Raw genomic sequence first — 12,984 nt, 5'->3', positions numbered from 1 at the left:
AAGAAAAACCCCACATAAAAGTGAGGTTTCAAATATAAATAAAATTACATTTTAAATTTATGCTATAAACTCTCCGTTTTTCACCTTTTCAGAAGGCTGAACAAACGCTAATTTACCATCAGGAGTATCCGTCATTAAAATCATTCCTTGGCTTTCTACACCACGAATTTTTCTTGGAGCTAAGTTGCATAAAACAGTTACTTGTTGTCCGATGATATCTTCTGGTTTAAAGCTTTCAGCAATACCAGAAACTATGGTGCGAACATCCATACCTACATCAACTTTTAGCTTTAATAATTTTTTAGCTTTCGCTACTTTTTCAGCTTCTAAAATGGTTCCAACACGCATATCCATTTTAGTAAAATCATCAAACTCAATGGTGTCTTTTTGAGGTTCTACTATCTTGTTTTCTGCTTCATTAGCTTTTTTAGTTGCTTCTAATTTATCTAATTGAGCTTGAATCGTAGTGTCTTCTATTTTAGAAAATAACAATTCCGCTTTGTTTACTTGATGATTTTCTGCTAATAAAACATCTTTTTCAGCAACATCGTTCCACGCTAAAGAGTTATCAATATTTAAAATTGATTTTAACTTTGTTGAAGTAAATGGTAAAAAAGGTTCAGACAATACCGCTAGAGCAGCTGCGATTTGTAAAGCAACATTCATAATCGTTTTTGTACGCGCTTCGTCCTCTTTAATTACTTTCCAAGGCTCCTCATCAGCTAAGTATTTATTTCCTAAACGAGCTAAATTCATCATTTCTTGAGAAGCTTCTCTAAAACGATAACGCTCGATAGATTTAGCGATAACATCTGGGAATTGTTTTAACTGTTCTAAAGCATTTTCATCCTCTTCTGATAACTCACCAGCAGCAGGTACTAGTCCGTTATAGTATTTGTTTGTTAATACGACTACACGGTTAATGAAGTTTCCGAAGATAGCTACTAACTCATTGTTGTTTTTTGCTTGAAAATCTTTCCAAGTAAAATCGTTGTCTTTATTTTCAGGTGCGTTGGCGGTTAAGGTATAACGCAATACATCTTGTTGATTAGGGAAGTCTTCTAAATACTCATGCAACCAAACTGCCCAGTTTTTAGAAGTAGATAATTTATTTCCTTCTAAATTTAAAAACTCGTTAGCTGGCACATTTTCAGGTAAAATATAATCTCCATGCGCTTTTAACATTGCAGGGAAAATGATACAGTGAAACACAATGTTATCTTTTCCGATAAAGTGAACTAATTTAGTATCGTCTTTTTTCCAATAATCTTCCCAGTTTTTGCCTTCACGTTCTGCCCATTCTTTGGTAGAAGAAATATATCCGATTGGTGCATCAAACCAAACATACAACACTTTTCCGTCAGCATTTTCTACAGGAACAGGAATACCCCAATCTAAATCACGAGTTACCGCACGAGGACGCAATCCGTCATCAATCCACGATTTTACTTGTCCTAATACATTTGGTTTCCAATCGTTTTTATGACCTTCTAAAATCCATTCACGTAAAAAAGCTTCGTGCTTATCTAAAGGTAAAAACCAGTGCTTGGTTTCTTTTAAAGTAGGTACATTTCCTGTAATTGCCGATTTAGGATTGATTAAATCGGTAGCGTTATGACTTGTTCCACATTTTTCACATTGATCACCGTAACTTTCTTCATTTCCACATTTTGGACAGGTACCAATTACAAAACGATCTGCTAAAAACTGATTTGCTTCTTCGTCATATAATTGTTGAGTAACTTCTTCAATAAATTCTCCGTCATTGTATAATTTAGTAAAGAAATCTGATGCTGTTTTATGATGAATTTCCGCTGAGGTACGTGAGTAATTATCAAAAGAAATTCCGAAATCTTCAAACGATTGCTTAATAATTCCGTTGTATTTATCAATAATAGTTTGCGGAGTAACACCTTCTTTTTTAGCACGCATAGGTATAGCAACCCCATGTTCGTCTGAACCACAAATGTATGTTACATCTTTTCCTCTTTGACGTAAATAACGTGCATAAATATCTCCAGGAACGTACACACCTGCCAAATGACCAATATGAATAGGTCCGTTAGTATAAGGTAGTGCTGCTGTAATTGTATATCTTTTAGGTGTACTCATGTTTTCTACTAGAATTAAAGCGCAAAAGTACGAAAAAGCAATTTTTTAAACTGCGTTAAATTGGGTACATTTACTGTTAATAGATTTTTAAATAAATAGAATCAAGAAGTAAGACTTGACTATGATAAAAAGAATAGTAATACCGATTTTTTTAATGGTGATTTCAACGATGTTTTCACAAAGCGATACTATGAGGTTAACAGCACCACCCTATTTACAAAAAGGAGATACTATAGCAATAGTTGCTCCTGCAGGAATTTTAAAGAATAGAAAAGAAGCTATTGATATGGCTAAAGAATTAGCTGAAAGCTGGGGGTTAAAAGTGGTGTATGGAAAACATTTATTTAACCAAAATAATCATTTTGCTGGTACAGATGCAGAACGCTGTCAAGATTTTCAAGATGCGTTAGACAATCCGAACATTAAAGCTATTTGGGCGGCTCGTGGAGGTTATGGTTCGGTACGAATTTTAGATAAGTTAGATTTCACGAAGTTTAAACAACATCCAAAATGGGTAATAGGCTATTCTGATATTACAGCGTTTCACAACCATATTCATAATTTAGGGGTAGAAACGTTGCATGCGATGATGGGGACTAGTATGGAAGAAAATTCTGAAGAATTAGTTGAAACCATTGCGACCTTTAAAAAAGCGTTGTTTGGAGAAAAGTTAACGTATACCATTCCTTCATCAAAAAAGAATAGAAATGGAGAAGTGTCAGGAAAATTGGTTGGAGGTAATATTGCTATTTTGGCTTCAATGTTAGGATCTGATAGTCAAATTTCAACTGATGGTAAAGTTTTGTTTATTGAAGAAATAGGTGAGTATAAATATTCGATTGATAGAATGTTACAGAGCTTAAAACGAGCAGGATATTTTACGAATGTTAAAGCTGTTATTGTGGGGGATATGACTAAAATTAAGAAAAATACGACTCCTTGGGGAAGTTCGATTGAAGATTTAATTTTAGCAATTGTTCCAAAAAATGTACCTGTACTATTTAATTTTCCCGCAGGTCACGAAGCGGATAACAGAGCTTTGATAATGAGTAGAGAAGTTTCTTTAAGTATTCATCAAAAAGAAACTTCAGCTGTATTATTTAAGTAAATTATTCTTCGTTTTTACGCGTATTCATACCAAATAAAGTATAAAGCGGACAAAAGTTTATAAAACTGGTTACCAAAAGTACAATGGCTAATACAAGTAAAACATTACCAAGAATACCAGTTATAATGTCAAAATAAGACAATGCAGCGATAACAAAAGCAATTAAAGTTCTTACTGCTTTATCGGTTTTTCCCATGTTTTTTTTCATGACTAAAAGTTTAAAGGTTACTCAAATATAAGGCTTATTAATAATTTTTTCAATGGCATATTATGATTTATCTAAGCAAGAAAGAGTTGATCTTGTTAAGAAAATGACTTCAGATATCAGATTAGATTTAGAAAATACTACAAAGTATAATATTGTTAAATATTTTTCTGATGAAGACACTTACATAAGAAAGAACGGTTATTTAATTATAGGAAAATTATTTTGTAATAAAGAATTTGACAAGAGCGTTATTGTTAACTGTCTATCTGAATTACATTCAAATGAGAATGAAAAAATTAGACAAACAGTTGTGAATACTTTTGGAGAAATTGGAAAGACAGATTTTTTATTGATTGAAAAATATATGGATGTAAGTCTGTTTGATGAACACCATAGTGTTAGAAATGCTGTTATAGGATCAATCAAAAAAATGGGACAAAAGAACCCTTTACCAGTATTACTATGGGCAAAAAAATATTTAAATCACCCAGATAAAGAAGTAAGAAGAGAAGTTTGTCATGGAATAGAGCTTAGAGGTAGAACTCATCCTCAAGATATTTTACCGCTTTTAAAAGAGTTAGAATTTGATAAAACTAAACGAGTAACATCCACTTTAGTGCATGTTTTAGGACAAATAGCATATAAAAAAAGGATGTTTAGAAACGGTAATAAACGATTTAAACAACTGGAAAAATAAAGATTTGGTTTTTAAAGCGATTGAAGAAATAATTGATGTACATAATAGGTATAAAAACTTTTCATTTTACAGTCAAGAAGAAGCGATAAACTATATTGAGAAAAATTTCAAGAATTAATGGCACAACATAATGAACTTGGTAAAAAAGGAGAGGAGTTAGCAATAGATTATTTGCTTAACAATGGCTATTCAATAGTTGAAAAAAATTACCGATTTAAAAAAGCTGAGGTTGATATAATTGCTAAAAAAGGAGGTGTATTAATAGCTGTTGAGGTCAAGACTCGATCGTCTATTTATTATGGAAATCCGCAAGAGTTTGTAAATCCAAAAAAAATACAGTTACTAGTTCTAGCTATTGATAATTATGTTAATGAGAATGATTTAGATGTAGAAATTAGGTTTGACATCATTGCAGTTATAAAAGAACAAAACTCATTTAAAATAGAACATATTGAAGATGCCTTCTTGTATTTTTAAGAAATAAAAAAGCTCAACAATTTGTTGAGCTTTTTTATTTATATAAGGTGTTTGTTAGTGACTTCCACCAAAATATTTTTCTACATCTTCAGCGTGCTCAGGCATTGCTATAATTCTTTTGTTTCTGTCTAAAACAAAATAAGAAGGCGTTCCTAATAAATTATATTTTTTAACAGTTTCGTTATCAAACTTATACTCAGGGTGAGTACCCATTGCGTTATGCCACTCTGGTAAATCTTTAATAAACTCATTCCATGTAGGAATAGCATCTTCGTTTTCAATACCAAAAGAAATTACAGAAACATCTTTATGATTTAACATGAATTTATAAAGTTCTGGTACTTCTTTTGTACAGTGAGGACAACCTGTACTCCAAAAAACTAATAAGTATTTTTTACCATCATCTAATCGAGATAATTTAACTTCTTGACCAGCTTCATCCCATGAAAAATCAGGAGCAATTCTACCAACAGTAGCTTGTAAAATATCTAATTTTTCTTTTTTGAATTCAGCATCTTGGCTAGCTTGAGGTAATTTATCGTAATATTCAGAAAACATCCAATCTACTGCAGGTCCGTTACGCTTATCAGTAAGTGTACTAATTAAATAATTAACAACCGCAGTTTTTAATTTATCTGAAGGTAATTGATCCATTACTTTAATAACAGACTGTCTAATTAATTTTTGTTGTAATTGCTTGTCTTCAGAGAAGTTTAAATAAAATACAAAATCGTTGATTTTATCAATTAAAAAAGAAGAATTGTAAAGTGTTTCACTTTTAAAATCTACAAACTCAAAGAAATTATCAACGGTTTCAGATAAATATTCTTGAAGATTATCGTGAGGATTACTAGCGTTGTGTCTTTGAGAAGCTTTGATAAAGCTATGTACTAACATTCCTTCAGACTTTGTTTCATACGATTCTTGTACGTCTTCAAGTTCTTTTAAATGTTTTTTATAAGACTTTTTAGCTTCCTTGTCTTCACCTTGAGACTCTAGGAAGGTAGCTTGTGCAGCATCTATCTTCTTTTGAACATTGTTATATGCTTGTAAATATTGGCTATATAATTTGTTTTCTCTTGAACTAGTAAAAACTACAGCAGATTGATCAGGGAATTTTGGGTTGAAAACAAATTCAACATTTTCCTTGTTAAAAAAGAAATCAACAAAACCAGCGCCAGTGTTTCTATAAGTAGCTCGGTAAGCTCCTGGTTTGGTAGTGTTAGGAAGTTCAAAACTAAATTTACCCAATGCTTGTTTTTCTCCACTAATAATTACAGTGTCAATTTGAATATTGGTATTAGCAACAAACTTTTGTTTAGCGCCTTCAATTTTATATAAAATTACCCAATCACCTTTGTCTGGAGGAGTCATTGTTCCTTTAATGGTATATTGAGCATTAACAATTGTTGTAGCAAATATTAATAGAGCCAGTAATTTTTTCATCATAATATTTTAAAGGGTTATTAATAAGGTTTTAAAACTAGTCATTTACAAACTTCTATCCAAGAAGTGTACCACTTTTATTTTTTCTTATGTATTTTAGAAACGATTTTTAAATAATTGATAACATGAGTCTTGCTGGAGTAACGTTTTGGATAACAGGCGCATCATCAGGAATTGGTAAATCCTTAGCTATTGAGTTAGCCAATAATGAAGCAAATTTAATTATATCTTCAAGAAATAAAAGCGCTTTAGAAGAAGTAAAGAATCAATGTAAATCTCCTGGTAAAGTACATGTTTTACCATTAGATTTAGAAGACTATTCAAATTTTGAAGGTAAAGTAGCAGAAGCAATTTCTTTTTTTGGAAAAGTTGATGTTTTGGTAAATAATGGAGGAATTAGTCAACGTTCGTTAGTAAAAGACACAAGTATTGAGGTTGATAAAAGGTTAATGGATGTAAATTATTTAGGAACTGTAGCATTAACAAAAGCACTATTGCCACATTTTATTGAAAATAAATCAGGACATTTTGTAGTAACTACTAGTATTGTTGGTAAAATAGGAACTCCGTTACGATCAACCTATGCAGCTACTAAACACGCTTTGCATGGTTTTTTTGATAGTTTACGCGCTGAACATTATAAAGATAATATTGCTGTAACGTTGGTGTGTCCTGGTTTTGTAACTACTAATGTGTCTAAAAATGCGTTAACTGGCGATGGTAGTCCGCAGAATACGATGGATGTTGCTACAGCTAATGGAATTCACCCAGACCGTTTTGCTAAATTGATGCTGAAAGCAATAAAAAACAAAAAGGAAGAAGTTTATATTGCTGGAGCTAAAGAAAAATTAGGAGTGTATGCAAAGCGTTTTTATCCGAAGTTATTATCAAAAATGATTCGAAAACTAAGTGTAACTTAATCAAAGAAGTTAATGGCTTCAAAATAGTTGATAATAGCTTCTTTCATTAATACGGTTTGTTCTCCTGGTTTTAAGTTAGGCAATTCTGTTAATGTTGTGTAATGAGGCCAACCATCATCATCAAAAAAGTTGAATTCATAATACCCGTAAGGTTCAAGTAACTTGCAAATAGCAATATGCATTAAGTTTACTTTTTCGTCTTTTTTAAACTTTCGTTGCCCTTGTCCTAATTCTTGAACACCGATTAAATAGATTATTGCATCAATGGTTAACTCGTCTCCATCGGCAAATTGTTGTGATAATTTTTTAATTACCGCTTCCCATTTTTCTTTTAAATTACTTTCTTTCTGCATATATCAAAATTGAAAAAGCAAAGATATAAAGGAGTTGTGTATATTTACATTGAAAATATTTAAAAGACTATGAATACATTTGATATCATAATTGCCGCATTATTACTTTTTGGTTTTGTTCGCGGATTAATGAAAGGATTGTTTGTTGAAGTAGCATCTTTAGTTGCATTAATAGCTGGAGTGTACGGAGCGATTCATTTTTCATATTTTATTGGAGATTGGTTAAAAGATAGTGTAGATTGGGATGAAAAATACATTTCGTTAGCTGCTTTTGCAGGAACTTTTGTAGTAATTATAGTAATAATTGCTTTATTGGGAAAAATCTTAACAAAAATTGCTGATTTTGCATCACTTGGAATTTTAAACAAGATTTTAGGAGGCGTTTTTGGAGCCTTAAAAATCGGTTTAATTTTAAGTGTGATTTTTATTTTCTTCGGAAAGATGAATGATACCATTCCGTTTGTATCTCAAGATAGTTTAGATGAATCCATCTTATATAAACCTGTAAAGAAAATTGCACCCACTATTTTTCCATCAATTATAAAAGATGGAGAAGAAGATGAACAAAAAGAAACAAATACAGAAGCATAAAAAAATCCGAAGTTTTTACTTCGGATTTTTTATTTTATAAAAGAGATTTCTCTTATAACATAGTTACTTTACCTGTAGATAACGAGTAAACACCTCCAACAATTTTAATTTCACCATTGTCTTCCATCTCTTGTAAGATTTTACTTCTTTCACGGATTCTTTCAATAGTCATTTTCACATTGTTTTCAATAGTTTTGTCAACAAATGCTTTGTTAGATGAGTTTGCTTCTCCGTCTACTTCTTCAGAAGCAGCTTTTGCAGCAGGAGTAATATTAGCTAACATTTCAGTAATGTTTCCTAATTCAACACCGTCGCAAGCAGCTTTTACAGCTCCACAACTTTCGTGTCCCATTACAAATACTAACTTACTTCCCGCAACAGCGCAAGAGTATTCCATACTTCCTAAAATATCAACGTTTTCAAAGTTTCCTGCTACACGAGCAACGAAAACATCACCAATTGTTTGATCGAAAACCATTTCTACTGGTACACGAGAATCAATACACGATAAAATTACCGCTTTTGGAAATTGACCACCAGTTGTTTGTTGTACTAAATCGGTAACATTAGAAGCTGTTAAGTTGTTACTAACATAACGTTGGTTACCGTTTAATAAATCTTGTAATACAGAATCAGCAGTAAAACCTGATTGAACTTCTTTTGTTATTGCTGTATTTCTCATAATTTTTTAATGTTTTTTAATTTTTTAAAATGTGTCTTTAATATTTTGTTTTACCCATTTAAGGCAATCTTCAAATGTTTCAAAAATGTGTTCTTCTGGAATAAAATCTGGAATGATATCAATACGTTCCATCATATAACGCGGTTGTTTTAACAATCCAACAAATAATACTTCTACATGAGTTCCGTTAGATTTTAAATCTTGAATCATATCTTCCATTGCATATAAACCAGACTGATCCATATACTGCATTCTGTCTAAACGCATAATTACCGTACTAGCGGTTTTAGGAATTTGTTTCGCTAATGCTTGAAAATCGCTTGTAGAACCGAAGAATAAAGGTCCTTTAATGTGTTTAATAAACACTTCTTCTTTTAAGTTTACAGGGAAACCTCCTTCGTCTTCCCAAGCTTCTTCTTTTAAAGATTTTACATCAGAACGTTCAGCGGTTAAATCCCCAATTTTTTTCATAAACATTAACGAAGCGATTACTAAACCAATACCTACGGCATATACTAAGTTCCAGAAAGTAGATAAGATTAATACCACTAGCATGATAATTACTTCAGAACTTATTTTGAAAGGACCAATTTTAGCATCTTTTGGTAAAGCAGGAATTGCTTTTAAACCTTTATAATCCATCACACCGATACCTACAGTAATTAAAATACCGGCTAAAACAGCTGCAGGAATTTTAGAAGCTAACGGAGCAATAGCTAGCAAGATGATAAATAACAAAACACCAGCGATCATACCCGATAGTTTTGTTTTTCCTCCAGAATTAATGTTTACAACAGTTCTAATAGTTGCACCAGCACCTGGTATACCACCAAATAATGAAGCAATACTATTACCAATTCCTTGACCGACTAATTCTTTATTAGGATTGTGTTTGGTCTTCGTCATATTATCTGCTACTACCGATGTTAACAATGAATCGATAGCTCCTAACAACGCTAAGGTTAAGGCAGTAAAAATGTAAGGAGTTAAACTTCCTAAATTAAAATTGGTGAAAATTCCGCTTTGAAAAACTGGAAGTCCTTCAGGAATTTCTGGTATAGGGCGATAATCTAATTTACCAAGTATGGCAATTGCTGACATAACTACCAGCGCTACTAAAGTGCTTGGTATTTTTGTTGTTATACGTTTAAAACCGTAGATGATAAAAATGGTTCCTAAAGCTAATACCAATTCTAGCCAATTTATATTTTTTAAAGCTCTTGGTAGTACTTTAAAAGCACCCAATACTCCTGATGCTTCTTTGCCGGCTAAGGTTTTACTTTCTTTTAAAATATCCGCTTGTGTGGTTGCTTCTGCTCTTTTAATAGTTTCTTTAAAATCTTCAAGAACCAAAATACCTTCACCAGCTTCTTCTTTTAAAATGTTTTCTAAAATAATTTCTTCAGCTTGTGGTTTAAATTGATCTACAAACTCAGTGTCTTCTTTAGCGTAATAACCAATTGAAGGTAAGATTTGTGTTACTAAAATAATAACCCCAATAGCAGTCATAAAACCAGAAACAACAGGATAAGGAATATAACGGATGTATTTACCTAGTCCTAAAACTCCTAAACCTATTTGCATTAAACCTGCTAATAAAAATACGGTTAAAATAATAGGCAATGCTTTGTTTAAATCTCCGTCGTTAGCAGCCAATATACTTGCTATAACTACCATACTAACAGCGGTCATAGGAGCTGTTGGTCCTGAAATTTGTGTGTTAGTTCCTCCAAAAAGCGCTGCAAAAAAGGCTATAAAAATTGCACCATATAATCCAGCACTTGGACCTAAACCAGAAGAAACACCAAAAGCTAATGCTAAAGGTAATGCTACGATTCCAGCTGTAATACCTCCAAAGAGATCTCCCTTAAGATTCGAAAATAATTGTTTCATATTTTTTTGAGTTGAATAGGAATAAATATACTAAAAAAACTATAACTTATAAATATTCGAGCTCAGGTTAGGTTATTAATTTAAAATGCTTAGAATTATTATTTTTAATTAGCTACTACAAGTGAAACATCTACCTTGTTAAGCAATTTATTAAATGATTTTGTAGATTTTGGTTTTACAGTTTCTCTATTTACCAATAATAAATCAACATCTTTTTTGCTTGAATCTAATGTTTGAAAGTTTTTTAATGGTCTGTCGATAGTATCAATAAACTCACTTATAAACTCATTGTTACTTTTCGGTTCAGATTCATTGTAAACTCCTAATGAAATTTCACTCTCAGGATTAAGATTGTTTTCAGAAGAAGCAATGATAATTGTTTTGCCTTTTTTCTTTAAAACATGTTTACTAATCTTATCACCCAAAGTAGCTATACCTTTACTTTTACGTTTTCCAATTACAATAATATTTGGATTTTCGTTTTCTATAAAAGTGTCAATTTCATTTTTAACATTTCCAAAAGCGAATGAAGAAGTTATATCGGTATCATACTTTTTCGAAAATTCTGAAACTAGTTCATTAATTTCTTTATTAGTTTGAACAAACTTAGAGTTGATAACTCTTTTTGCAGATAATTGATTATCAGTGTTTATAATTTCTGTTGGCTTTTTTACATGAAAAAAATGTACACTAGCATTGGTTTTTTTTGCTAAACTAATAGCTGTTTCCAATAGTGAAGCCGTACTATCTTTTAAATCAGATAGTACGACAATTTTATGTTTAGTTGTATTCATTTTTAAGCAGCTTTAGGTCTTAACTTAAAAAACTCAATAAAACTAGGTGGATTTTCAACGATTCCTCTTTCAGAAATTAATTTGATGTTTATATTTCTTTCTTTAGCTTTAAAAGCAAAATCTTGAAGAATTTCTATGATATCATGATCCAAGAAACGAGTTTTTCTCACATCTAATTCTAGATATGAATTTTCCTCTAAATTATCTAGTTCTTTTAAAATAGCCCCTTTGTTAAAGAAAGTTACCTCTTCTGCTAAAGTCATTTTAATTTTATGTACCCCATTGCTTTTATCTTCAATGTGTAAAAAGTGAGAATTTTGGTAGCTTTTTATTAAAATAACTACAACCCCAACTGCTAATCCTAACGAAATACCAGTTAATAAATCGGTAAATACAATACCAGAAACTGTTACCATAAATGGCACAAATTGTTTCCATCCTAAAGCATACATTTGCTTGAATAATGATGGTTTAGCTAACTTATAACCTACTACTAATAAAATAGCTGCTAATACAGATAATGGTATTTTGTTTAATAAAGTAGGAATTAAAATTACCGAGATTAATAAGAAGAAACCATGAATAATGGTAGACATTTTTGATCTACCTCCTGATTGAATATTAGCAGAACTACGAACAATTACTTGTGTAATTGGTAAACCACCAATTAAACCCGATAAAATATTTCCTGTTCCTTGTGCAACTAATTCTCTATTAGTTGGAGTTACATTTTTATGAGGGTCTAATTTATCAGTAGCTTCAACACAAAGTAACGTTTCTAAACTAGCAACTAAAGCAATTGTAAAAGCTGTTACCCATACTTCGTAGTTTGTAATAGCACTGAAATTAGGAAAAGTAAATTGCGCTAAAAAAGAATCTACACTTTCAGGAATTGGAACACTTACTAAATGTGAAGCTTGAATACCTAAAGTTTCATTACCTTGAGTAACAACGTAAAAGATAATTCCAACTACAACAGCTACTAAAGGTCCTTGAATTAACTGGAATATTTTTCCTTTTTTACTTAAAACTTTATCCCAAAGAATTAAAATAGCTAATCCTATAAAACCAATAATCATCGATCCTGTTGTGATATTGTCTACAATACTAAAAATAGCAGAAAAAGTATTTTCTCCTGAAGGCTCAACAAAGCTAACAGCTCCTTCTGGTTCAGCATCGTATCCGAAGAAATGAGGAATTTGTTTTAAAATAATGATAATACCAATACCGGTTAACATTCCTTTAATTACTGATGAAGGGAAGTAATACCCAATAACACCAGCTTTTAACATTCCGAAAACTATTTGAATAATTCCTCCTAAAACAACAGCAACTAAAAAGTTTTCATAACCTCCTAAAGAAGCAATTGCGGTTAATACAATGGCAGCTAATCCTGCTGCTGGTCCGCTTACCCCAATTTTAGAGCCACTTAAAGCTCCCACAATAATTCCTCCTACAATTCCTGCAATTACACCTGAAAAAAGAGGAGCTCCACTTGCTAAAGCGATACCTAAACATAATGGTAACGCAACAAAAAACACGACAATACTAGCTGGTAAGTCGCTTTTAATAGTTTTAAACATATATAAATATTTTCTTTAGCTAATAATTTTATTAGCTGATATACTTTTTAAATTAATGATTGTTTTTTCCTATATAAGTATTAATTCTAAACACCTATTTTAAATTGGAAAAGGGCAAGT

The 12,984-nt window shown here is 31.5% G+C and carries 13 protein-coding genes; 5 read left to right on the top strand and 8 right to left on the bottom strand.

Features of this window, described 5'->3' with window-relative positions; genetic code table 11:
* Window positions 1-57: 57 nt before the first annotated feature.
* Window positions 58-2,112 carry a methionine--tRNA ligase gene (gene metG / locus ACKTST_RS11495; RefSeq protein WP_408047891.1) on the bottom strand — a complete coding sequence of 685 codons (2,055 nt, stop codon included), beginning with the start codon at window positions 2,110-2,112 and terminating at the stop codon, window positions 58-60.
* 190 nt (window positions 2,113-2,302) lie between these two features.
* On the opposite strand from metG, the gene ACKTST_RS11490 reads away from it, so the two are divergent.
* Window positions 2,303-3,220 (top strand): S66 peptidase family protein, encoded by a 918-nt coding sequence (locus ACKTST_RS11490; RefSeq protein WP_408047890.1) that lies wholly within the window; start codon window positions 2,303-2,305, stop codon window positions 3,218-3,220.
* Window position 3,221: 1 nt separating this feature from the next.
* Here the strand turns inward: ACKTST_RS11490 and ACKTST_RS11485 are convergent, their stop codons facing one another.
* A complete protein-coding gene (locus tag ACKTST_RS11485) occupies window positions 3,222-3,428 on the bottom strand; it encodes a YgaP family membrane protein (protein WP_408047889.1) in 207 nt (68 codons plus the stop codon).
* Between the two features lie 52 nt (window positions 3,429-3,480).
* On the opposite strand from ACKTST_RS11485, the gene ACKTST_RS11480 reads away from it, so the two are divergent.
* Complete coding sequence (locus tag ACKTST_RS11480; protein ID WP_408047888.1) at window positions 3,481-4,125, top strand: HEAT repeat domain-containing protein; 645 nt, start codon at window positions 3,481-3,483, stop codon at window positions 4,123-4,125.
* 117 nt (window positions 4,126-4,242) lie between these two features.
* Complete coding sequence (locus ACKTST_RS11475) at window positions 4,243-4,602, top strand: YraN family protein (protein ID WP_408047887.1); 360 nt, start codon at window positions 4,243-4,245, stop codon at window positions 4,600-4,602.
* A gap of 54 nt (window positions 4,603-4,656) precedes the next feature.
* Here ACKTST_RS11475 and ACKTST_RS11470 read toward each other — a convergent pair whose 3' ends face one another.
* Window positions 4,657-6,048 carry a redoxin family protein gene (locus ACKTST_RS11470; protein ID WP_408047886.1) on the bottom strand — a complete coding sequence of 464 codons (1,392 nt, stop codon included), beginning with the start codon at window positions 6,046-6,048 and terminating at the stop codon, window positions 4,657-4,659.
* Between the two features lie 125 nt (window positions 6,049-6,173).
* Here ACKTST_RS11470 and ACKTST_RS11465 point away from each other — a divergent pair, with 125 nt between their 5' ends.
* On the top strand, window positions 6,174-6,968 hold the full coding sequence (locus ACKTST_RS11465; RefSeq protein ID WP_408047885.1) for an SDR family oxidoreductase: 795 nt from the start codon (window positions 6,174-6,176) through the stop codon (window positions 6,966-6,968).
* Here ACKTST_RS11465 and ACKTST_RS11460 read toward each other — a convergent pair.
* On the bottom strand, window positions 6,965-7,321 hold the full coding sequence (locus tag ACKTST_RS11460; protein WP_408047884.1) for a hypothetical protein: 357 nt from the start codon (window positions 7,319-7,321) through the stop codon (window positions 6,965-6,967). The genes ACKTST_RS11465 and ACKTST_RS11460 overlap by 4 nt on opposite strands.
* 69 nt (window positions 7,322-7,390) lie before the next feature.
* Here ACKTST_RS11460 and ACKTST_RS11455 point away from each other — a divergent pair, with 69 nt between their 5' ends.
* A complete protein-coding gene (locus ACKTST_RS11455; RefSeq protein ID WP_408047883.1) occupies window positions 7,391-7,912 on the top strand; it encodes a CvpA family protein in 522 nt (173 codons plus the stop codon).
* 52 nt (window positions 7,913-7,964) lie between these two features.
* Here the strand turns inward: ACKTST_RS11455 and ACKTST_RS11450 are convergent, their stop codons facing one another.
* The 4 genes from ACKTST_RS11450 to ACKTST_RS11435 form a co-directional block, all read right to left on the bottom strand.
* Window positions 7,965-8,594 (bottom strand): carbonic anhydrase family protein, encoded by a 630-nt coding sequence (locus ACKTST_RS11450; protein WP_408047882.1) that lies wholly within the window; start codon window positions 8,592-8,594, stop codon window positions 7,965-7,967.
* Window positions 8,595-8,618: 24 nt separating this feature from the next.
* Complete coding sequence (locus ACKTST_RS11445) at window positions 8,619-10,487, bottom strand: SulP family inorganic anion transporter (RefSeq protein ID WP_408047881.1); 1,869 nt, start codon at window positions 10,485-10,487, stop codon at window positions 8,619-8,621.
* A gap of 104 nt (window positions 10,488-10,591) precedes the next feature.
* Entirely contained in the window at window positions 10,592-11,281 is a 690-nt protein-coding gene (locus tag ACKTST_RS11440) for a universal stress protein (protein WP_408047880.1), read from the bottom strand.
* 2 nt (window positions 11,282-11,283) lie between these two features.
* Window positions 11,284-12,864: a SulP family inorganic anion transporter gene (locus ACKTST_RS11435; protein ID WP_408047879.1), complete on the bottom strand. Its 1,581-nt coding sequence runs from the start codon at window positions 12,862-12,864 to the stop codon at window positions 11,284-11,286.
* Window positions 12,865-12,984 lie beyond the last annotated feature (120 nt).

The organism is Tenacibaculum crassostreae (assembly GCF_964512405.1).
In the GTDB taxonomy this organism is placed as follows: domain Bacteria; phylum Bacteroidota; class Bacteroidia; order Flavobacteriales; family Flavobacteriaceae; genus Polaribacter; species Polaribacter crassostreae.
This window is presented reverse-complemented; position numbering and strand designations above follow the sequence as displayed.

Coding starts and splice junctions, on each gene's coding strand:
- metG (WP_408047891.1), bottom strand. CDS start 2,112: ATGAGTACACCTAAAAGATATACAATTACAGCAGCACTACCTTATACT.
- ACKTST_RS11490 (WP_408047890.1), top strand. CDS start 2,303: ATGAGGTTAACAGCACCACCCTATTTACAAAAAGGAGATACTATAGCA.
- ACKTST_RS11485 (WP_408047889.1), bottom strand. CDS start 3,428: ATGAAAAAAAACATGGGAAAAACCGATAAAGCAGTAAGAACTTTAATT.
- ACKTST_RS11480 (WP_408047888.1), top strand. CDS start 3,481: ATGGCATATTATGATTTATCTAAGCAAGAAAGAGTTGATCTTGTTAAG.
- ACKTST_RS11475 (WP_408047887.1), top strand. CDS start 4,243: ATGGCACAACATAATGAACTTGGTAAAAAAGGAGAGGAGTTAGCAATA.
- ACKTST_RS11470 (WP_408047886.1), bottom strand. CDS start 6,048: ATGAAAAAATTACTGGCTCTATTAATATTTGCTACAACAATTGTTAAT.
- ACKTST_RS11465 (WP_408047885.1), top strand. CDS start 6,174: ATGAGTCTTGCTGGAGTAACGTTTTGGATAACAGGCGCATCATCAGGA.
- ACKTST_RS11460 (WP_408047884.1), bottom strand. CDS start 7,321: ATGCAGAAAGAAAGTAATTTAAAAGAAAAATGGGAAGCGGTAATTAAA.
- ACKTST_RS11455 (WP_408047883.1), top strand. CDS start 7,391: ATGAATACATTTGATATCATAATTGCCGCATTATTACTTTTTGGTTTT.
- ACKTST_RS11450 (WP_408047882.1), bottom strand. CDS start 8,594: ATGAGAAATACAGCAATAACAAAAGAAGTTCAATCAGGTTTTACTGCT.
- ACKTST_RS11445 (WP_408047881.1), bottom strand. CDS start 10,487: ATGAAACAATTATTTTCGAATCTTAAGGGAGATCTCTTTGGAGGTATT.
- ACKTST_RS11440 (WP_408047880.1), bottom strand. CDS start 11,281: ATGAATACAACTAAACATAAAATTGTCGTACTATCTGATTTAAAAGAT.
- ACKTST_RS11435 (WP_408047879.1), bottom strand. CDS start 12,864: ATGTTTAAAACTATTAAAAGCGACTTACCAGCTAGTATTGTCGTGTTT.